The sequence below is a fragment of the Marivita sp. genome (assembly GCF_051859345.1).
In the GTDB taxonomy this organism is placed as follows: Bacteria; Pseudomonadota; Alphaproteobacteria; order Rhodobacterales; family Rhodobacteraceae; genus Marivita.
This window is the reverse complement of the sequence record NZ_JBHYFV010000005.1, coordinates 56,368-76,434: the sequence shown is the minus strand read 5'-3', so window position 1 is coordinate 76,434 and position 20,067 is coordinate 56,368. Positions and strand designations below refer to the sequence as shown.

General features: G+C 57.1%; 14 protein-coding genes. 7 read left to right on the top strand and 7 right to left on the bottom strand.

All coding sequences use genetic code 11. From position 1 onward, the window contains the following. The first annotated feature begins 35 nt into the window (after window positions 1-35). The gene (locus tag ACTIEN_RS05295) at window positions 36-809 is read left to right on the top strand and encodes a hypothetical protein (RefSeq protein WP_439522067.1); all 774 of its coding nucleotides are present in this window, start codon (window positions 36-38) and stop codon (window positions 807-809) included. Window positions 810-836: 27 nt separating this feature from the next. Here ACTIEN_RS05295 and ACTIEN_RS05290 read toward each other — a convergent pair whose 3' ends face one another. From ACTIEN_RS05290 to ACTIEN_RS05270, 5 genes are all read right to left on the bottom strand, one after another. Continuing rightward, the gene (locus ACTIEN_RS05290; RefSeq protein ID WP_439522066.1) at window positions 837-2,951 is read right to left on the bottom strand and encodes a TRAP transporter permease; all 2,115 of its coding nucleotides are present in this window, start codon (window positions 2,949-2,951) and stop codon (window positions 837-839) included. A 63-nt stretch (window positions 2,952-3,014) separates the two neighbouring features. After that, complete coding sequence (locus ACTIEN_RS05285; RefSeq protein WP_439522065.1) at window positions 3,015-4,025, bottom strand: TAXI family TRAP transporter solute-binding subunit; 1,011 nt, start codon at window positions 4,023-4,025, stop codon at window positions 3,015-3,017. Window positions 4,026-4,145: 120 nt separating this feature from the next. Next, window positions 4,146-5,483 carry a sigma-54-dependent transcriptional regulator gene (locus ACTIEN_RS05280; protein WP_439522064.1) on the bottom strand — a complete coding sequence of 446 codons (1,338 nt, stop codon included), beginning with the start codon at window positions 5,481-5,483 and terminating at the stop codon, window positions 4,146-4,148. Next, on the bottom strand, window positions 5,476-7,230 hold the full coding sequence (locus ACTIEN_RS05275; protein WP_439522063.1) for a sensor histidine kinase: 1,755 nt from the start codon (window positions 7,228-7,230) through the stop codon (window positions 5,476-5,478). Before ACTIEN_RS05275 ends, ACTIEN_RS05280 begins: the two co-directional genes overlap by 8 nt. Window positions 7,231-7,335: 105 nt before the next feature. Beyond that, window positions 7,336-8,409, bottom strand: coding sequence for a tartrate dehydrogenase (locus ACTIEN_RS05270; RefSeq protein WP_439522062.1), 1,074 nt, complete (start codon window positions 8,407-8,409; stop codon window positions 7,336-7,338). Window positions 8,410-8,612: 203 nt separating this feature from the next. Here ACTIEN_RS05270 and ACTIEN_RS05265 point away from each other — a divergent pair, with 203 nt between their 5' ends. Beyond that, the gene (locus ACTIEN_RS05265) at window positions 8,613-9,596 is read left to right on the top strand and encodes a TAXI family TRAP transporter solute-binding subunit (RefSeq protein WP_439522061.1); all 984 of its coding nucleotides are present in this window, start codon (window positions 8,613-8,615) and stop codon (window positions 9,594-9,596) included. A gap of 149 nt (window positions 9,597-9,745) precedes the next feature. Further along, window positions 9,746-12,031 (top strand): TRAP transporter permease, encoded by a 2,286-nt coding sequence (locus tag ACTIEN_RS05260; RefSeq protein ID WP_439522060.1) that lies wholly within the window; start codon window positions 9,746-9,748, stop codon window positions 12,029-12,031. A 39-nt stretch (window positions 12,032-12,070) separates the two neighbouring features. On the opposite strand, the gene ACTIEN_RS05255 is transcribed toward ACTIEN_RS05260, so the two are convergent. Next, window positions 12,071-13,048, bottom strand: a complete 978-nt coding sequence (locus tag ACTIEN_RS05255; protein ID WP_439522155.1) for an aldo/keto reductase — start codon at window positions 13,046-13,048, stop codon at window positions 12,071-12,073. A 151-nt stretch (window positions 13,049-13,199) separates the two neighbouring features. Continuing rightward, window positions 13,200-14,096, bottom strand: coding sequence for a UTP--glucose-1-phosphate uridylyltransferase (locus ACTIEN_RS05250; protein ID WP_439522059.1), 897 nt, complete (start codon window positions 14,094-14,096; stop codon window positions 13,200-13,202). 153 nt (window positions 14,097-14,249) lie between these two features. Here ACTIEN_RS05250 and ACTIEN_RS05245 point away from each other — a divergent pair, with 153 nt between their 5' ends. The 4 genes from ACTIEN_RS05245 (at window position 14,250) to ACTIEN_RS05230 (ending at window position 20,016) form a co-directional block, all read left to right on the top strand. Further along, window positions 14,250-15,392, top strand: a complete 1,143-nt coding sequence (locus ACTIEN_RS05245; RefSeq protein ID WP_439522058.1) for an NAD(P)H-dependent glycerol-3-phosphate dehydrogenase — start codon at window positions 14,250-14,252, stop codon at window positions 15,390-15,392. Next, a complete protein-coding gene (locus tag ACTIEN_RS05240; RefSeq protein ID WP_439522057.1) occupies window positions 15,389-16,171 on the top strand; it encodes an HAD family hydrolase in 783 nt (260 codons plus the stop codon). Before ACTIEN_RS05245 ends, ACTIEN_RS05240 begins: the two co-directional genes overlap by 4 nt. Beyond that, window positions 16,171-17,658 (top strand): glucosylglycerol-phosphate synthase, encoded by a 1,488-nt coding sequence (gene ggpS / locus ACTIEN_RS05235; protein WP_439522056.1) that lies wholly within the window; start codon window positions 16,171-16,173, stop codon window positions 17,656-17,658. The genes ACTIEN_RS05240 and ggpS overlap by 1 nt, the downstream gene beginning before the upstream one ends. 237 nt (window positions 17,659-17,895) lie before the next feature. Then, complete coding sequence (locus tag ACTIEN_RS05230; protein WP_439522055.1) at window positions 17,896-20,016, top strand: YjbH domain-containing protein; 2,121 nt, start codon at window positions 17,896-17,898, stop codon at window positions 20,014-20,016. Window positions 20,017-20,067: the final 51 nt, after the last annotated feature.

The following is a 20,067-nucleotide window of genomic DNA, read 5'->3' as shown; positions in this document are numbered from 1 at the left end:
TGAAACAGGTTTCAGGGATCAGCAGGAGGTCACGGATGCGGAAATTTCTGGCCAGTGCGGTCGTCGCAGGTGCCACCTGTGTTGCCACTCCTTCCATTGCGGACATCTATCACCGGGAAACCATTGCGAATTTTCGCGCGGTGAGCATTGCTTATGACGCATTGGTCTGTGGCATCTGGGTCGCCAACGAAAGCAACGAAGTGGTCCTGTTATCCACCTTTGGCAAAGAGCTTCGCCGGTTTGACGCAGGCATGCGGTCCGTGCGCAGTCTTACCGTCGAAGACGGGGGCATTCTGATCGCGAATGGCTGGGGTGAATTCCGTCGCTTGACGCGCGAAGGTCGACCGATCGACACGCCCTTTCGCCTTAGCGATACGCTTTATGACACCGAGGGTCTGCATCAGGATGCGGATGGCAGTTTCCTCGTGGTCGAAGACGACCCGTCTCGGCTCATGCGTATTGCGCCCGATGGCACCGTGTTGATGGAACTGTTCGGTGACACCTTCGATCCGCGCATGACCGAACCGCAAGGAGTCACCCGCGACCCTTATTCCGGCAATATCCTTGTGGTTGATGACAACGAGGGCCGCAACAGCCTGTTTGAACTGGCCCCAGATGGGCGGGTTCTTTCCGTCTCGCCGCTTTCGGACTTCGGATCGGATGCCGAGGGGGTTGCGCTCCAGCCTGAGACCGGAACGCTCTATGTGGGCTTTGACAGTGGTCAGGCGCTTGCGATTTTCGATTGGAGTCCAACCGAAATCACAATCGATACGCCGTTGGATCGGGGACCGGACTGTGCCTATTCCTGAAGTGATCCGGCTTTCGTGCGATAGGGTCTAAGACGCTACAGTCGCGGTTGTCACCGGCGTTTTTCCGTATCGAATGTTCGAGAACAACAACGCAAACACGGCAAGTGCCCCGGCAATGTTCAGAACAAAATGATCCGGCCACAAAGACGCAAGTCCCGCAGCAAGGCAAAGCGCCCGCATGACAAGACCAAAGGGCTTTTCCATACATCCCTGCAACGCCCCTGCCAGGGCGTAAACCCCAACAGTGCCGAAACAGAAGACCTGTAGCATGGCGGGCCAGTCTCCGGACAGGAACGGTGTGTACGCGAACAGGACCGGGATGATGTAAAGACCTTTGGCAAGCTTCCAGCTGGCCACACCTGTTGCCATGGCGGGCGCCTTGGCAATTGCCGCCGCAGTAAAGGCAGCCAACGCGACTGGTGGTGTCACATTGCTGTCCTGTGACAACCAGAAGATGATCATATGTGCCGACAGTATCGCGCTTGTGGCAACAGCGGGCGGCACAACCAGATCGCGCAAAGGCGCCGCAATCTCGATCGGCAGGCCTTTGATCAATCCGGCGGCTTCGGCATGGGTCAGTTCCCGACTAAGCATCTCGATCTGATCCGGCACCCCGAACAACAATACAGCTTTGGCTGCTTCGGGCAGCGTGCCTGCCGCCAGTTGCGTGATGACGAACTGATCGCTGATCATGCCCGAAAGCGCCGGGGCCGACAGCGTCGCAAGAACGATATAGGCCGCTGTCACAGGCAGACCCATGCCAAGAACCAGGCTCGCCAGCGCGATAAGGATCAGGGCAATCAGAATGTTGCCGCCAGCCCAGCTTGTAATCATCAGGCTGAAGGTGTTGCCGATCCCAGCCGTCGCGATGACGTTCACGACAAGCCCGACGGAACACAGCAGAACTGCCGTCAGCACCATGCCTTTGGAGCCCATCACAAACGCCTCGACGACGGCCTTTGGACCCATGCGATTCTTGGTCAGCCAGCTGGAGGCGATCACGGCAAGAATACCAAACACCGCCGCGTAGGTGGGGGTAAACCCGATGACCAAAAGAGTGATCAGCGTGGCAATCGGAATGCAGAAACTCGCGCCGCCTTCCTTGAAGGCAGACCATAGCGTTTGGCCTTCATCGGGAATCGGTTGCAGATTGTTGCGACGGGCTTCGATACGCACGAAGAACGCCACAGACAAGAAATACAACAGCGCCGGCAAGGCCGCGATGGCCACAATCGTTTCGTAGGGGATCTGTGTAAAGCTGGCCATCACAAAGGCACCTGCGCCCATGATCGGTGGCATCAATTGCCCTCCCGTCGATGCCGCAGCCTCGACTCCGCCCGCGAATTTCGGCGCAAAACCTGCGCGCTTCATCAGCGGTATGGTGATCACTCCGGTTGAGGCTGTGTTGGCAACGGCAGAGCCAGAGATCGTACCGGTCAAACCGGACGCGATAACGGCCACGATGCCAGGCCCACCCACCAGCTTGCCCGCCACGGCGCGGGCCATGTTGATCACGAATTCACCGGCACCCGAACGCAGAAGGAACGCACCGAAAATTATGAACAGGAACACATAGGTCGACGAGATGCGCGCTATCGTCCCGAACATGGCGTCATCGCCATAGATCGACCGAAACGCGACGGTTTCCGCACTGAGGCCGGGAAACGAAAACACACCGCCGACGAAGCGCCCCCAATAGGCCACATAGGTGAGCGATGAAATGATCAGAATGGGAATGATGATACCAGCCACGCGACGTGTCAGTTCGATCGCACCGACGATACAAATGCTGGCCGCAATCCAATCCGGCGTGGAAAACTTGACACCTCTGTCATAGATCGCGTTCTCGGCCTGGGCGAGCCAAACAGCAGAAAGGGCAACCGCCACACCCAATGTCAGATCAATCGCGAGTGGTGCCGCTTTTCCGGACGATCCGCGCCACATCGGGTAAAACAGGGCGGCCAGAAGGGCGAAGCCTGCAAAGTGAAACGCATTACGCTGAAGCTCCGACAGAATCGGATCAAAGGCCACATAGATATGCGTGACAGCGATCACAAAACAGATGGTCGACACAGCCTTGTCGGCAAGCCCATCGAACGAACGGAGGCGGCCTCCGTCCTCGTCTTCTTCATTCTTTGACATGGTTCCACCCAAACATCAGAGAACCAGCCCACGTCAAACGCGGGCTGGCCGAAATTGCTTGGATCAGTTGGCGATCAGACGCTCGGGAACGTCCAATCCGATTTCCTGGTAATAGCGCAGCGCACCGGGGTGCAACGGCAGCGGAAGCCCCGCAATTGCGCTGTCGATGCTCATCACCTTGGTTGCGGGGTGAATGGCCTGAAGAAAGGGCAGGTTCTCGTAAATCGCCTTGGTGAGCTGATAGACGTGCTCTTCCGGCAAATCCGCATTTGTGGCAAGGAAGTTCGGCTGTGCAACAGTCTGCACATCCGTGTCCTGACCCGGATATGACCCTGCCGGAATGGTGTAAGGCGTCCAGAGTCCGCGATCCGAATCCGCCATCGCCACTTCTTCTTCTGTCAGACTGAGCAGCGTCACGCTGTCACCGGCAGATGCCATCAGCTGGCTGATCGCACCAACTGGAACACCACCAGGGGCTCCAATGCCCTTGACCTGACCGTTTTGCAGTGCTTCTGCGGCCGGACCGTAGCCGCCGTAGACCAGTTCGTAATCAGTGTCGATGTCAACGCCAAAACCGGACAGGATCGTTCTGTTCGATCCGATCGTCCCAGAGTTCTGCGCGCCCATCGCCATTCCTTCACCCTTGAGAGCAACCATGTCTGCAAGCGTGCCTGTCGGCGCCACGTCGGACGATACAACAAAATGTTCCACGTTCTGCCACAGCATCGAAACAGAGCGCAGATTTTCCTGCGGTCCGACCTCTGCGATCGGGCCCGTGCCTGTCGCCGCGTAGAAGCCGAACAGACCCTGCAAAATGCCAAACTGCGCTTCGCCTTCGCGCAGAAGGCGAATGTTTTCGCCCGATCCCGCAGAGCTGATCGCGGACATGCCGATATTCTGGCTCGGTTCGAGTTTGACTTTCACCAGCGTCGCCAAGGCAACACCCACGGGATAGTAGGTCCCGCCTGTCGAAGCCGTGGTCAACACATAGCTTCCGCCCTCATCCTGAGCATGAGCAGCGACGCCAGATAGAGCGATTGTCGCCGCAAGCGCGGCGGTCTTGAAGTATTTCATGAAGTCCTCCCAGTATGTGCACCTTAACAGCGCTGACGTCACCTTACGCAAAGGAACGCAAAAGGGGTAGGAAACAATCCGCAGGTTAGCGACAACACCGCCTGCGGAATTCCGCAGAGGTCACTCCAGCAACTTGGATTTCTCCAAACCCAGCTTGACGATTTTATCGTTGAGCGTGCGACGACCAATACCCAGCGCCTCGGCAACAGCGTCCATGCGCCCGCCATGGTTCGAGATCGCCTGCGAGATCAACGTTTTTTCGAACCGCGCCACAGCTTCCCGCAAGGTGGCGGGCACGTCATCAATCAAATCATCGGTCTTGAGCGCATCAGCCACCGAACCAGCACCGCGGCGCGCGGCCAGCACGCGGCGTTCCGCAACGTGGCGTAGTTCGCGGACATTTCCCGGCCATTGATGCGCCAACAGCGCCGCAACATCTTCCGCCGTCATGTCGATTGGCCCGATTTCGTAGGTTTCGCAAAGTTGCGACACAAAATGCTCGTACAGCATGACAATGTCGTCCCCGCGATCCATCAATCTCGGCAGACGCAGTTCGAACGTGTTCAGGCGAAACAGGAAATCCGCGCGAAATTTGCCGGCACCCACCATCGGCCCAAGATCTTCGTTGGTGGCCGCGACGATGCGCACATCGGTCTGGACCTCGTCATCCGTTCCAACGGGATGGATCACACCGGTCTCAATCGCCCTGAGCAACTTGGTCTGCACTTCGACCGGGCATGCTGCCACTTCATCCAGAAACAACGTGCCACCATCCGCCTTGCGAAAACTTCCCAGAAGCGTGTGCGCCGTCCCGAACACCTGTTCCTCGACCCTTTCTGGGGCGAGTGTTGCACAATTGACCGCAACAAATTCCCTGTCCCTGCGCGGCCCCAAACGATGCAACGCGCGCGCAACCAGTTCCTTGCCGGTTCCGGTTTCCCCGGTAATCAGAACCGGACCGTCAGCCATGGCAAGGTCAACCGCTTCAGCTTTCAACTCTGCCACGCGCAGATCGCTGCCCAGCAGCACACGATCCAGCCCCGACAGTGACACAAGTTGTTCACGCATGCGTCTGGTCATGTCCGACAGGCGATGCTGTTCGGCAGCGTGTTTGAGAACAGTCAATAGTCGCCGAGGTTCAAAGGGCTTTTCCAGAAAGGAATAGGCCCCGTTCTGAATCGCATCCACCGCCATGGGAATGTCGCCATGCGCCGAGATAAGAACAAGCGGCGGCGCGGGTCGCTTTGACATCTCTTCCAGCAATTCAAGACCGGACTTCCCGGGCATCCGGACATCCGACAGCACTACATCAGGTGCCGTGGCCTCAAGTCGGGTCAGGGCACTTTCTGCGCTGCCAACGGCGTCCGTGATCCAACCAGAACGTTCAAGCAAGACCGCCAGGGACTGGCGCATCTCGGTGTCATCATCGACAATCAGAACCCGGAGTTTCTCAGGCATCGGTTGGGTTCGGATTTGGAAGTTTGATCACGAAAAGGGCACCGCCATCAGGTTTGTTCTCGGCATGAAGCGTTCCACCCATTTCGTTGATGATCTGACCCGAAATGGCAAGACCCAGCCCCATACCCTGCCCCGAAGGTTTGGTGCTGAAGAACGGTGCGCGCAAATCGTCGATATTGAGATCACCCAACCCAGGCCCGTTGTCGTCCACGCTCAGAACAATAAACCCGTCCTGTTCCACCATCGACAAGGCGACAAAGCCGTCATCAATTCCCTGCGTGGCATCAATTCCGTTGCGAAGAAGGTTCACGATCACCTGTTCAAACCGCTCGGGTCGTCCGCGGACCGCAGCGTCTTCTATGGCCAACGTGACATCCAGGCGTGTTCCAGCAGCCCGTGCCGTGTGTTGAACCAGTTGCACCGCTGCATGAACCGTGTCCCGCACCGGAAAGGTAGTTGCAGACGACGCCGAGGTTCGCCCGAACAAGCGCAACTGGTCAACGATACGCTGCATCCGGTCAACCAATCCCGAAAGCTGAGGGAAAAGCCTGTTAGGTTCGGCATCGGCCGCGATTTCCTCGGCAACGAGGTAGTTGCGCATCGCCGAAATCGGTTGCCCAAGCTCATGGGTGATTGAAGCTGACAACTGGCCCAAGGCGGCAAGCTGTTCTTTCTGGGCAAGTTCGCTGCGGGCGGATTCAAGTTTTTTCTCTGCGATACGCCGCTCTTCAATTTCGCGGGTCAGGCGATTTCGGTCGGCGTTCGAGAGTGCCAGCGCATTGCGCAATTGGGCGGCACGATACACAGAGGCTGCCACGGTCAACAGAAGCAGTGTCATCAAGCCGCCAGCGACGTACAATAGCGCCTGCCGCCTAGAATTCCGAACCTCCGACAACAAATGCAGCGACCAGTCTTCCTGTTCGAGAAAGGCTGTTGTCCAGACATAGGCAGTGCCATCCAGACGCGCCCGGCGTTCACTTTCGGGCAACCAATCAAGCGGAAACAGCGTTTGGTCGCCAAATTGCTGCTGCTCTTCCAGTGTGCGGCGGTCAACATCCGACAGCGGCGACAGATAACCGTAGATCAGCTCGGGATTGGAACTGGCAAGAACGACCCCCTGCTCATCTGCAACAAGGACCAATTCCCCATTGCCGGACAGCGCGCGGCTCAGATCGTCGAACCCGATCTTGACGGTCACCACTCCATGGATCGTGCCATCTGCGTCCCGTATCGGCTCAGCGATGAAATACCCCGGTCGGCCCGTTGTCACACCGACGGCATAATACCGCCCCGCCCCTCCGGATAAAGCATCCCGGAAATACGGCCGGAAGGTGTAGTAGTTGTCCACAAGGCTGTCTGTGTCCTGATAATTGGACGACGCAATCGTCTTGCCGTCGATGTCGAGCACATAGACAAACTCTGCGCCGGCCCGCGTCGCGATGTCTGCCAGAATTGGATTCAGGTCGGCGCTGTTGCCGCCGACCAGCGCCGCAAGCGTGGTCTCGTCAATCGACAGAACGTAAGGAAGGTGTTCAAGCCGGGTGAGTGCGTCGTCTATGGAGGACGCAAAGAACTGCGCACGCTCTGGTGTCTGCGCGGCTTCGGTCCGCAGGAAATAGGACGCCAGCGCCAGATAGCTGGCGAACGCGATCACACACAGTCCGACAAACCCCGCCACAAGATAAAAGCCCCGCCGCTGAAGAGGCTCGCCTGCATATCCCGTGGATTTGGTCAGCGTTTCAGTCATGCTTTGCTGTATACCGAAGGTTGACCTGAAAAGTCAGTGACAATCATGCGTATCCTTGGGCACTGCCAGCGCGGCGCGCTGACCGGCAGCCCGGTGAGGAACGTGTCAGGTGTTTTCGCCCCGGATCGCTATGCAAACAGCGTCAGTCACGTCCTGTGTTGTGGCGTTGCCACCGACATCCGGGGTCAAAACGCCATCCGCACAGACCCTTTCGACCGCCCGCATGAGGCGCGCCGATGCGTTGGCTTCGCCCAGATGATCCAACATCTGGCTTGCGGTCCAGAACGTGGCAACCGGGTTGGCGATCCCTTTGCCGGTAATGTCAAAAGCCGACCCATGGATCGGTTCGAACATCGACGGGAAGCGCCGTTCCGGGTCGATGTTCGCGGTTGGTGCGACGCCAAGCGATCCAGCAAGAGCACCGGCAAGGTCAGACAGGATGTCCGCGTGAAGATTGGTCGCCACGATGGTGTCCAAAGAGCGCGGGTTCTTGACCATGCGCACGGTCATCGCGTCGACCAGCATCTTGTCCCACGTCACGTCCGGGAACTCTTGTGCCACTTCCGCTGCGATCTCGTCCCACATCACCATGCCAAAGCGCTGGGCGTTCGACTTGGTCACCACGGTCAGAAGCTTGCGTGGCCTGGATTGAGCCATTGCAAACGCGTACCGCATGATACGGGTCACGCCGACGCGGGTAAAGATCGACACTTCGGTCCCGACCTCTTCGGGCATACCCTTGTGAGCCCGCCCACCGTGACCGGAATATTCCCCTTCCGAGTTTTCGCGCACGATCACCCAGTCCAGATCGCCGACCTCAACCCCGCGCAGGGGCGAGGTGACGCCCGGGAGGATCTTGGTCGGGCGTACATTGGCGTATTGGTCAAAGCCCTGACAGATAGGCAGGCGCAATCCCCAGAGCGTGACATGGTCGGGCACGTCCGGTGCGCCCACGGATCCGAAATAGATGGCATCGAACGGCCTGAGTTGTTCAAGACCATCATCAGGCATCATGACCCCATGTGTCTTGTAATAATCAGACCCCCAATCGAACTGAGTGAATTGGAATTCCAGATCCCCCATCCGCTGCGCCAGTACGGACAGAACTTCGCGCCCTGCGGCGATCACCTCTGGGCCGATACCGTCGGCGGGGATGGCGGCAATCTTGAATGTTCGCATGGTTTCCTCTTTTGATTGCAGTCTCTTGGACCGTTTCGACTATGCGCAGATCGGCGAAATCTGAACCAGTTTGCCCCGTTTGAACATACCGATTTACCTTGAACCAATGAAATCGACCCCTATACCCTAGGAGGTGCGCCGCGGGACAATCCGCTAAGGGATGCTAGAAAAGCACTCGACGAGCGCAAACTGTGGAGGAATACATGAAATTTACGACTTTGACCGGAACATTCGTAGTTGCTGCTATCACGGCTACAATGTCCATGGCCCAGGATCGTGAGGGCTGGCCAGAAAGCTTCACCGTCGGAACCGCTTCGCAAGGCGGCACTTATTTCGCTTACGGCGCCGGATGGGCAAACCTTGTTGCGGAAGAGCTGGGCATTTCCGGCGGTGGCGAAGTCACTGGTGGACCGATGCAGAACATGGCGCTGGTTCACACAGGTGACGCGCAGTTCGGCATGACCACAATGGGTCCGGCGGCAGAGTCTCTGGCCGGGACCAACCCGATTGCACCCGGTCTTCAGATGACCAATGCCTGTGCGATGTTCCCGATGTATCAGACACCTTTCTCGGTGACTGCGTTGTCGTCCTCCGGGATCACCAACATCTCTGAGATCCCCGATGGCGCTCGGATCGGCTTTGGCCCGGCGGGCTCGACCTCGGACACCTACTTTCCACGCATGATGGAAGAGCTTGGCGTCAATTTCGAACGTCGCAACGGCGGCTGGTCCGACCTTGGTGGTCAGCTTCAGGATGGTCTTCTGGACGTGATCGCGTTCGCCGCCGGTGTTCCGGTGCCGGCTGTATCGCAGCTTGAGGTTCAGACCGACATCAACATCATCGAGTTCACCGAAGAAGAGCAGGCCAAAATTCAGGCAGCTTTCCCGGTGTCGAACTTCGAGATTTCGGAAAACGCCTATGAAACCCTGACAGCCCCGGCCCGTTCGGTTTCGATGTGGAACTTTGCGATTGCCAACTGCGATCTGCCAGAAAGCTTCGTCAACGCGGCTGTCGATGTAGTGATGTCTGACAACGAGCGCATGGTGAACATTCACCGCGCTGCAACGGCCACCTTGCCCGAACACTGGGACAAGAACAGTGTCATGAAGTGGCACCCGGGTGCCGCACGTTGGTTCAGTGAAAACGCAGGTGCGGACATTCCTGCGGACATGATCCACGGCGGCTAATCGTCGGACCTGATCTGCACGTTGTCATTCGGCGTGCAAACACTTGCCGAACAGGACCGCGCCCCACTTGTGAGCGCGGTCTTTTTTAAAGGATGGTGCAAGAAGCGTATCGTTCAGAGTACCGCAGCCATCATCCGGGGGGAAACACCATGACGGGGTCCAAGACCGAGACGACTGACCAGGAGCTTGATGCGCCGATCCTTGCCGAAGGGGTCGATGAAGAGGCTGTTGAAAGCAATCGTCGCATTTTTCAGGGACGCGCCTATCTTTTGATGGCTGGTCTTTCGACGATCTATGCTGCGTTCCACATGATCGCGCTCAACGGTGTTTCCATTTCGGATTGGACGGGACTCGAAATTCCGTTCCTGCCGCAGTTTCCACTTGAAACGTGGAACTTCCGCATCGTGCACATCTCGGGCGCTCTGGGCCTTGGGTTCCTCTTGTTCTCGGCGCACACATTTTCCGACGATGGCACACCGCACAAGGAAACACGCCTGATTTCACTCTTGTCCGTGCTGCTGATCATCCCCGCCATGATCGCGGGTGTCAGTGCCATCGGATTTCGAAATCTGATTGCCTCCGGGACTTTGCCGGAAATGGGCGGGCTGACCACTTGGGCCGCTTTTCCCGGCACCGAAATCTACGCCAGTGAAGTCTGGTGGTTTGGTGTACCCCTTCTCATCGCGACCTTTGGTGCCATCGTCATCAGTTGGTTTGAACGCCGTGGCAGAGAGCTTTTTGCGGCATCTGATATTGTTCTTGCCCTGTGCGGTATCGTGGTCGCAATCTATCTGATCGCCATCTATGGAACCGCCGCGCGAAATTCGGTCGGAACGCCATTTGTGCCAGTTGGTGTCGCCTTTGCCGCGACTGCGGGCGCGGCGATGATCCTGGAACTGACCCGCCGTGTTGCGGGTTTGGCGTTGGTGATCATCACCGGAGTCTTTCTGGTTTATACCTTCACAGCCCACATGCTGCCTGGCATCCTGACGGTTCAGAACCCCTATTCGTGGCAGCGTTTCTTCGGCCATGTGTATTCCGATGCCGGTATCCTTGGACCGACCACCGCGGTGTCCTCGACCTACATCATCCTGTTCATCATCTTTGCCGCGTTTCTTCAGGCGTCCAAGGTAGGCGACTACTTTGTCAACTTTGCCTTTGCGACTGCGGGCCGTGCCCGCGGTGGGCCTGCCAAGGTGGCGATTTTCGCGTCCGGCCTCATGGGCATGATCAACGGCACGTCGGCAGGAAACGTGGTTGCGACCGGGTCGCTTACGATCCCGCTGATGAAGAAGGTCGGTTACGAGAAAAAGACCGCCGGTGCGGTTGAAGCCGCCGCGTCGACAGGTGGCCAGATCATGCCGCCGATCATGGGGGCCGGTGCCTTCATCATGGCCGAGATCACGGGCATTCCCTATACCGAGATCGCTATCGCCGCGATCATTCCGGCCGTGCTTTATTTCGTGTCGATCTATTTCATGGTGGATTTCGAGGCGGCCAAGCTTGGCATGCGCGGAATGCGGGAAGATGAACTGCCGAAGTTCAACAAGCTGGTAAAGCAGGTCTACCTGTTCATTCCGATCATCATCCTGATTGCCGCGCTCTTCATGGGGTATTCGGTGATCCGCGCCGGCACCCTTGCCACTGTCGCGGCAGCGGTTGTTTCATGGTTCACACCACATCGCATGGGTCTACGCTCGATCTTCAAGGCGTTCGAGCTGGCGGGCATCATGTCGATCCAGATCATTGCGGTCTGTGCCTGTGCAGGGATCATCGTGGGGGTGATTTCCCTCACCGGTGTCGGGGCGCGGTTTTCTTCGGTCCTGCTTGACCTTGCAGGTGTGAGCCAGATTCTGGCGCTGTTCTTTGCAATGTGTATCGCGATCCTGCTTGGCATGGGTATGCCGACAACGGCTGCCTATGCCGTCGCTGCATCTGTTGTGGCACCCGGACTTGTCCAATTGGGTATCCCGACATTGACCGCACATTTCTTCGTCTTCTACTTTGCCGTTCTGTCGGCGATCACACCCCCTGTGGCCTTGGCGAGCTATGCCGCCGCCGGGATTTCCGGGGCCAACCCGATGGAGACGTCGGTCGCGTCGTTCAAGATCGGCATTGCGGCCTTCATCGTGCCTTACATGTTCTTCTACAACAGCGCGATCCTGATGGATGGCACATGGCCTCAAGTGGCCCGCGCCGGTGTGACAGCGACCTTCGGCGTGTTCCTTCTAAGCTCTGGTGTGCAGGGCTGGTTCCTTGGGAGCCGGTCAGCATGGTTCCTTCGGATCATGCTGATTTTTGCAGCTCTCTTCATGATCGAAGGTGGATGGATCACCGATTTGCTTGGCGTGGGACTCGCCGCTGCGATCTTCTTTGTGCAGACGGTTCTGCGGCCTGACCCGGATGCAGGCATTTCGATCAGAGGCGCAGACTAAGACACTCGTCAGACCGCGCCCTGACGTGGTCTGACCTTTTCAGCAATACTTTTCCGGCCCAGCCCATTGCGCCGCTGTATACCGGTCGCCATGCGCCCAACCGGATGGCAGGATCTGTTCGATCTCGGCCATCATGCTGTCTGAAAGATTCAGCGCACTACCCGTTGCACAGTCTTCCAGATGCGTGGCGGTTCGCGTTCCGGGGATCGGAATGATATGCTCTGCGCGGGCAAGGCACCACGCAATCGCCAAAGCGGCAGGGGTTGTACCAATGTCTGCCGCATAGGCCCGAAACGCTTCGATATAGGGCAGATTGAACCCGAAATTCGGCGCGACAAAGCGGGGTGTGTTCTTGCGGAAATCGGTGTCCAGGAACGTGTCGGGATCGGGCGTGACATCCGAAAGCATCCCACGCGCCAACGGGGAATAGGCCACGAGAGCAACGCCAAGGTCGCGGCAAGTCTGCAGGATACCAAGGTCCGGTTGGCGCGACCAAAGGGAATACTCGCTTTGCACAGCGTCTACCGTGCCAACGGCACAGGCCCTCCGCAACGATGCCGGAGCGATTTCGGAAAAGCCGATCCCACCAATCTTGCCTTCCTCTTTCAAGGCAAGAAGCGTCTCCATCACTTCTTCGATCTCGATCTCACGGTCGCGTCGGTGGATATAAAAGAGATCAACGTGATCGAGACCCATCCGTTTCAATGACCCTTCAAGTTCCGAACGCAGGTGATCGGGTTTGTTGTTGAAGCCACGCGTGCCATGCTCTTTGTCCCGCCAGATGCCGGCCTTGGTGGCGATCGTGAATTTCGTGGGATCACCCTTCACAAACGTCCCGATGATGTTCTCGGAAACACCAAGCCCATAGACATTCGACGTATCCAGAAAATCGACCCCCAGATCCAACGCCTTGGCCAGCGTGTTGTGGGCCTCTTTCTCGGATGTTGCGCCATAGGCGCCCGCGAAGCTCATGCAGCCCAGACCAACTTCGGAGACTGTTTTGCCTGATTGGAGCAATTGTCGGTGTTTCAAGGATTGGCCTCCACGCAATGAAATTGCCGCCAGCGCGGCTTACTGGCCGATATCATCATGCGTCGGCAAGAAACGAAAGCGGCTTTGTGTTGATCGTTACGGCCACGCAAGAGCGAGCGTTCCCATGACAAGCGCGTCAGGCGGCAACAGCGGGCCTCTGTTCCACCAAACCGCGTTCCTTGAGAACAGCAAGGCAGTCCGGATCTTCCATAGCCAACTCAAGCGTCGCCTCGAGCATTCCGGCTTTCGATCCACAATCGAACCGCGTGCCAGAGAATTGAAAACCGCCCAGACCGAGGCTGGTCGCACCACGCGCAATTGCATCGGTCAGTTGGATTTCTCCACCGGCGCCGGATGTCTGTGTCTCCAATGCTTCGAATATCGACGCATCCAGGATGTACCGGCCGACCACGGCCTGACGGGATGGTGCGTCTTCCGCCTTGGGCTTTTCCACCATGCCATCAGCCAAAACGATGGGCCCATCTTTACCAGTCACGGACAGAACGCCGTACCGATGCACGCGGTCTTCGGACACTTCCATCGTTGCCACGAGATGCCCCGCCTTGCCAGCCTCATATGCCTTGACCATCTCTGTCAGGCATCCGACAGGACCAAGGATAAGATCATCCGGAAGAATGACCGCGACCGGACCGGGAAGGACGTGATCCTTTGCACAGCCCACCGCGTGTCCAAGCCCTTTGGGTTCGTTCTGCATGACAAAGCGCACATCATCCTCGATCGGGCACAGAGCCGCCTCGGACAAAGCCTCGGCCGCATTTTCCTTCCCTCGCGCGCGCAATTCTCGTGTCAGCCGGGCGTCTTCCATCACATGCCGCTCAATCGCGGCTTTTGACGGGTGGCTGACAAAGATCATCCGTTCGATCCCGGCATGTCGTGCTTCATCAACGGCGTACTGGATCAATGGCGTGTCCAGAACCGGAAGTAACTCTTTCGGAGTTGCCTTGGTGGCAGGCAGGAACCGTGTTCCAAGTCCGGCTACGGGAAAAATCGCTGTACGCACATGACGGGTCATTGGCAAAGTCCTCATTCGCTTAAAATATGATCGTCTAACGCCGAAAGACGGAAAAGGTTTCGCACTTGCAGCATTTTTTCTGCAGGTGCACGGAACTTTTTGTCAGGATGTATAGTTGTCAGCCAATGGAGATAAATTCAAAGGGGCCGTCCCATGAGAATTGACCGGTTTTCCGGTGAACCCTTCCCGCGCTCCGCGCATCCCTTCAAGCGAATTGCCGTTATCGGTGCAGGGGCTTATGGAACCGCGCTTGCAAATGTTGCCGCCCAAGGTGGGACAGAGGTTGCACTTTGGGCGCGACGCGCTGATGTGGCGGACGACATCAACCGAACATCGCGCAATCACCGCTACCTTCCCGATATTTCACTCTTGCCTTCAATCCGCGCAACAACTGATCTGCGCGTGGCCCTTGGTGACGCCGATGCAGCACTGTTGGTGGTTCCATCCGGAGCCGTGCGAGATGTTGCCCGAGCGATGAAGCCCATGACTCCGGCAGGCATTCCAATCACAGTTTGCGCCAAAGGCATCGAGGCAGAAACCGGGTTTCTGATGTCGCAAATCGCAGAGGATGAATTGCCCGGCCATTCCGTCGGGGCGTTGTCGGGGCCAACATTTGCAACGGAACTTGCCGCTGGCCATCCTTCTGCGGCGACACTTGCATTCACGTTTGATCAAACAGATCGGCTTGACCCGGAGAATAGCGCAGCCGCGCGCATGGCTGTCACGCTCGCCACTCCGGCGTTCCGCACCTATCTGTCTGATGATCTGGTCGGCGTTGAAATCGGTGGTGCCGTGAAGAACGTGATCGCCATCGCCTGTGGCATGATGAGCGGCGCAGGCTTTGCCGAAAACACCCGTGCCGCGCTGATCACCCGTGGCCTTGATGAAATGAAAGCATTGGCCGAAGCCCTGGGCGGTCGACGTGAGACCGTGACGGGTCTTTCGGGCATTGGCGATTTGACCTTGACGTGCTCCAGCACCACATCCCGCAACATGTCTCTTGGTGTTCAACTTGGCAGCGGTCTTTCCCGTGAAGCCTGTTTTGGTGGAAAACCCACGGTGGTCGAGGGTGAGGCAAACGCCAAATCCGTCACGGACCTTGCGCGCAAGCTGTCAGTGCCCATGCCGATTTGCGAGACCGTTCGCAGCATCCTGCATGACGGCGACCCGATCGCCGAAACCTTCGCGCAATTCTGGTCCGAGCCCATCGAATCCGAACCCCGCGCCATGTCGTTGACCTTTGAACACCCGACCTCGTCCGCCAATTCCCCCGTGCCGAAGGAGGGTGTCACATGACCATTCATGCCCCAATTCAGCCGCCTATCGGAGAAAAAGCGTTTGTCCTTGCCACTGATCTCGACGGCACATTCCTTGGTGGCACGGCCGAAGCGCGGGAAGAGCTTTATAACTGGATCGAAGACAATCGCGAAACAATTGGCCTGATCTTTGTGACGGGGCGGCACCCGGAATTCATCCACGATCATTGCGATACGTTTGGTGTGCCGATGCCGGAATATGTCATCGCTGATGTCGGAACCACAATTGCACAAGTCTATTCCCCGGGAATGGTCCTGCCGGTTCCCGAGTTGGAAGCGCATATCGCCAATGCTTGGGTTGGCAAAGCCATGATGGTTCGTGACCTGATGGCCAAAGTGGATGGCCTGACACTCCAAGACACACCGTTCCGGCATCGGTTAAGCTATAACATCTCAATCGACGGCTTCAATATCGCCGACCTTGATCCGGTGCGCGCACTGGATGTTGATGTCCTCGTGTCCGACAATCGGTTCGTGGACGTCTTGCCGCAAGGCGTCTCGAAGGGCCCCACCCTGCATCGCCTGCTCAAGACTTTGGGAATCGCACCCGACCGCGTCCTGACCGCGGGCGATACGCTCAATGACTTGTCGATGTTGACGGCAGATCTGCATGCGGTCGCAGTTGGTGGATCAGAGCAAGCCCTTTACGACAATCTTCCCGAGTCACCCAAAATTCATCGCGCGCGCGGCGAAGGCGCTGCGGGCATTCTAGAGGCCATCATGGCCTTCAACCTTCATCCAACTCCAAGGAGTTCCTGATGCCATCTGATCTTGTGATCGTTTACCACCGTCAACCGTACGAAGAGGTAGAAGAGAATGGCAAAACCGTCCTGCGCGAGAACAAAAGCCCGAACGGCATTGTGCCAACTCTGAAGAGCTTTTTCGGCAAGGTGGACCATGGGGCATGGGTCGCCTGGAAACTGGCTGACGATTCAAACGAGCCCGGTTGGGACCGACAAATCGAGGTTGATGACAGTTTTGGCAGTTATTCAGTGTCGCGATTGCCGCTGACCCAGAGGCAGGTCCACGAGTTTTATCACGTCACCTCTAAAGAAGCATTCTGGCCGATCCTTCACAGCTTCAAGGATCGCTACAATTATGACCCGGTGGATTGGCCCAATTTCCGCGAAGTGAACTGGCGCTTTGCCGAAGCCGCGGCTGCCGAGGCCGCTGACGGTGCGTTGGTCTGGGTGCATGATTACAACCTTTGGCTGGTCCCGGGCTATCTCCGTCAGATGCGACCTGACGTGAAGATCGCCTTTTTCCACCACACACCGTTTCCGGCACCCGATATGTTCAACGTGCTGCCGTGGCGCAAGGAAATCATCGAAAGTCTGATGGCCTGCGACAGCGTCGGCTTTCACATTCCACGCTATGCGACGAATTTCGCTGCCGTCGTACAAAGCCTGATGGATGTCGAAGTCACCGACCGCGCAAATGTGCCAGACGATTTGATCGCCGAAGGCACCGCATTGACGGAAAGGCGTGTTCCAACAATCCTCAATGGTCCGTTCGGCGACGTTAATCTAAGCGTCGCGCCAGTTGGTGTGGATGTCGAATACATCCAAGCCCGTGCGCGCGAAGAGGCCACGCAGCAGCGCGTCAAAGCATTGCGCACCGATCTGGGTGATCGAAAACTGATCCTGTCCGTCGGTCGCACCGATTATACAAAGGGCGGCATCGAACAGCTGGAATCATTTGAACGGGTTCTTGAAGAACGCCCTGAATTGCGCGGTCAGGTTCAACTGATGCACGTATCGGTCAGCGCAAATCGGGACATGGCCGCCTATGGCGAAATCCAGTCCGCCATCGAAGAGGCCGCAGGTCGCATCAACGGTCGCTTCGGATCATTGGATTGGCAGCCCATCACGCTCGTATCTCGCGCGATTCCATTTAAGGATCTCATTGCCTACTACCAAGCCGCATCGGTTGCGTGGATCACACCTTTGGCAGACGGCATGAACCTCGTCGCCAAGGAATTCATTGCCTCCCGTGTCGATGGCGACGGGGCGTTGGTTCTTTCCGAGTTCGCTGGCGCGGCCGTCGAACTGGGTGCAGCGGTTGCCACCAACCCGTTCTCGGCGCGATCCATGGACGTCGCAATCGGTCAGGCATTGGACATGTCTGAAACCGAACGTCGGGATCGCATGAAGGCGATGCAAACCGCTGTACGCCGATACGATCTGTCCAGCTGGGGCAAGTCCATTGATGCATTGTTGCACCCACCGCGCAAAGATGCAGCATGACTTTCTTTAATCGATCTGCGGCTTGAGCCATAACCGAACGTGGTAAAGCCGCAGAGGATCAAAGCCTGATCCTTGTTCAAAACGCCCGCTTTTTCTTTCAATTGCAGCGATCTGAAGTTGAACCCGTGACCCCAATGCAACGCAGCGTAGCGGTCATGGCAACATTTTCAAAAATCATGGATTGTCCGCCTGTTTTGGGTAAACAGGTTAGCAGAGGCACATGAACGCTAAAATATCATGGTCTCTTCGGAGGCAGACGTGAGAGTTATAAGAAAAAGCATAATCGGGGTTTCAGCCCTCGGGTTGTTTTTGGGGCAGTCATCGGCTGACCCTTTTTCCAGCTATAATACCTATGGTTATCCTGGGCTGATCGACATGCCGTCGGCGCTCAGCAGGCCGGACGCGGAGCTTGCGTTCACGTCCAGCTACTTCAAAAATCAGACGCGCAATACGATCACATTTCAGGTTACACCACGTCTGTCCGGTAGCTTTCGGTACTCCAACATCAACAACTTTCGTCGCGAGGGCTCAGAGCTCTTCGATCGCAGCTTTTCGCTTCAGTATCGACTGATTGATGAAAACCCGGACACATGGCGTCCGGCCGTCGCTGTCGGTCTGAACGACTTCCTTGGGACCGGTATTTACTCTTCTGAGTACCTCGTTGCGACCAAGACAATCGGAAACGGGGTCCGGGTCACCGGCGGTCTTGGCTGGGGTCGTCTCGCGGGTGTCGGCGGCTTTGACAATCCGTTGGGAGTTTTCAGCGACTCTTTGAAGACGCGGCCACGCAATGACGTCGGTCTAGGCGGTACGGTAGATACGGACCAGTTCTTCAGAGGCGATGCCGCATTCTTTGGCGGGATCGAATGGCAGGCAACCGAGAAGCTTGCGTTTACTGCGGAATACTCGTCCGACGCGTATCCGGATGAAGATGGCAGCGCGTTCGAGCGTAAATCGCCTTACAATTTTGGTGTCTCATACCAGTATCGGCCCGGGATCACTTTTGGCGCACATTACCTATACGGATCAGAGATCGGTGTTCAGGCGACCTTTGCCACCAACCCGAAATCACCTCGTGGAGGCCCTGGATATGATCGCGCTCCAATGCCGGTCTTGCCGCGCAGAAGCGCCGAATCTCTTGGCTGGAGCGTAGAATCCGTCGGTGAAACCCGAGTTCAGAACTCGGTGCAGGCGGCGTTGGCACAGTCCGGATTGACCTTGCATGGTTTCTCGGCTTCTGGTCGATCTGTCCGGGTTGAGGTCGAAAACAATACGTATCCGAACACCGCTCAAGTGATCGGTCGAACGGCCCGCGCGCTGACCAATTCAGTTCCAACTGGTGTCGATACCTTCACCATTGTCCCTGTTGTCAAAGGCATTACCGGGGCTGCGGTCACTCTTGACCGGGGCGATCTGGAAGAATTGCAATACGACTATGACAACAGCTGGCGTACATTTGCACGTGCGACTTTCGAGTCTGACTCAGGTCCCCTGACACCTGTTGCCGGTCGTTACCCGCAGTTTGACTGGCAACTGCGCCCCTATCTGTCACCCAGCCTTTTTGATCCGGACGATCCGGTCCGCATTGATGTCGGACTCGAGCTTGCCGCACAGTATCAACCCGCTCCTGGATTTGAAATTCGTGGTGCAGTGCGCAAGAAGCTCTTGGGCAATCTGGATGAAAGCACGCGGGAATCGACTTCGGTGCTGGAAAAGGTCCGGTCGGATTTCAACATATACGAGCGCGAAGGCGATCCTGCGATCACTGAGTTGGTTGGTGCCTATTACTTCAAACCCGGCGAAGACCTTTATGGACGTGTTTCCGCCGGTTATCTTGAACCGATGTTCGGCGGCATTTCGACTGAATTGCTTTGGAAACCTGTCGACAGCCAATTCGCAGTTGGAGCCGAGTTCAATTACGTCAAGCAACGCGACTTTGATCAGCTTTTCGGGTTCCGCGACTACGAAGTCGCGACCGGACATGTCTCCGGCTATTGGGATATGGGCAATGGATTCCATTCCCAAGTTGATGTCGGACGTTACCTTGCTGGTGACTGGGGCACGACTCTTACACTTGATCGCGAGTTCAAGAACGGCTGGAAAGTCGGTGCTTTTGCGACCTTCACCGATGTCAGCTTCGACGATTTTGGCGAAGGGTCGTTCGACAAGGGTTTGCGTTTCGAAATCCCGATCAGCACGGTCACTGGCCAGCCGAATACAGACAAACTTGGCTATGTCATGCGTCCGGTCCAGAGGGATGGCGGTGCGCGACTGAACGTGTCGGATCGCCTGTATGAAACAGTTCGGGAGTTACACACGCCCAAGCTTGATGACGGTTGGGGCCGTTTCTGGAAATGAGGCGCGTTGTTCTCACACTCTTGGCGGTAACACTGGTTTCCGGATGCGCCC

Bases quoted from the DNA above. Each gene is read 5' to 3' on its own strand.
- ACTIEN_RS05260 (WP_439522060.1), top strand. From the start codon at position 9,746: ATGACGGGGTCCAAGACCGAGACGACTGACCAGGAGCTTGATGCGCCG.
- ACTIEN_RS05280 (WP_439522064.1), bottom strand. From the start codon at position 5,483: ATGCCTGAGAAACTCCGGGTTCTGATTGTCGATGATGACACCGAGATG.
- ACTIEN_RS05240 (WP_439522057.1), top strand. From the start codon at position 15,389: ATGACCATTCATGCCCCAATTCAGCCGCCTATCGGAGAAAAAGCGTTT.
- ACTIEN_RS05245 (WP_439522058.1), top strand. From the start codon at position 14,250: ATGAGAATTGACCGGTTTTCCGGTGAACCCTTCCCGCGCTCCGCGCAT.
- ACTIEN_RS05230 (WP_439522055.1), top strand. From the start codon at position 17,896: ATGGTCTCTTCGGAGGCAGACGTGAGAGTTATAAGAAAAAGCATAATC.
- ACTIEN_RS05265 (WP_439522061.1), top strand. From the start codon at position 8,613: ATGAAATTTACGACTTTGACCGGAACATTCGTAGTTGCTGCTATCACG.
- ACTIEN_RS05285 (WP_439522065.1), bottom strand. From the start codon at position 4,025: ATGAAATACTTCAAGACCGCCGCGCTTGCGGCGACAATCGCTCTATCT.
- ACTIEN_RS05275 (WP_439522063.1), bottom strand. From the start codon at position 7,230: ATGACTGAAACGCTGACCAAATCCACGGGATATGCAGGCGAGCCTCTT.
- ACTIEN_RS05295 (WP_439522067.1), top strand. From the start codon at position 36: ATGCGGAAATTTCTGGCCAGTGCGGTCGTCGCAGGTGCCACCTGTGTT.
- ggpS (WP_439522056.1), top strand. From the start codon at position 16,171: ATGCCATCTGATCTTGTGATCGTTTACCACCGTCAACCGTACGAAGAG.
- ACTIEN_RS05290 (WP_439522066.1), bottom strand. From the start codon at position 2,951: ATGTCAAAGAATGAAGAAGACGAGGACGGAGGCCGCCTCCGTTCGTTC.
- ACTIEN_RS05270 (WP_439522062.1), bottom strand. From the start codon at position 8,409: ATGCGAACATTCAAGATTGCCGCCATCCCCGCCGACGGTATCGGCCCA.
- ACTIEN_RS05250 (WP_439522059.1), bottom strand. From the start codon at position 14,096: ATGACCCGTCATGTGCGTACAGCGATTTTTCCCGTAGCCGGACTTGGA.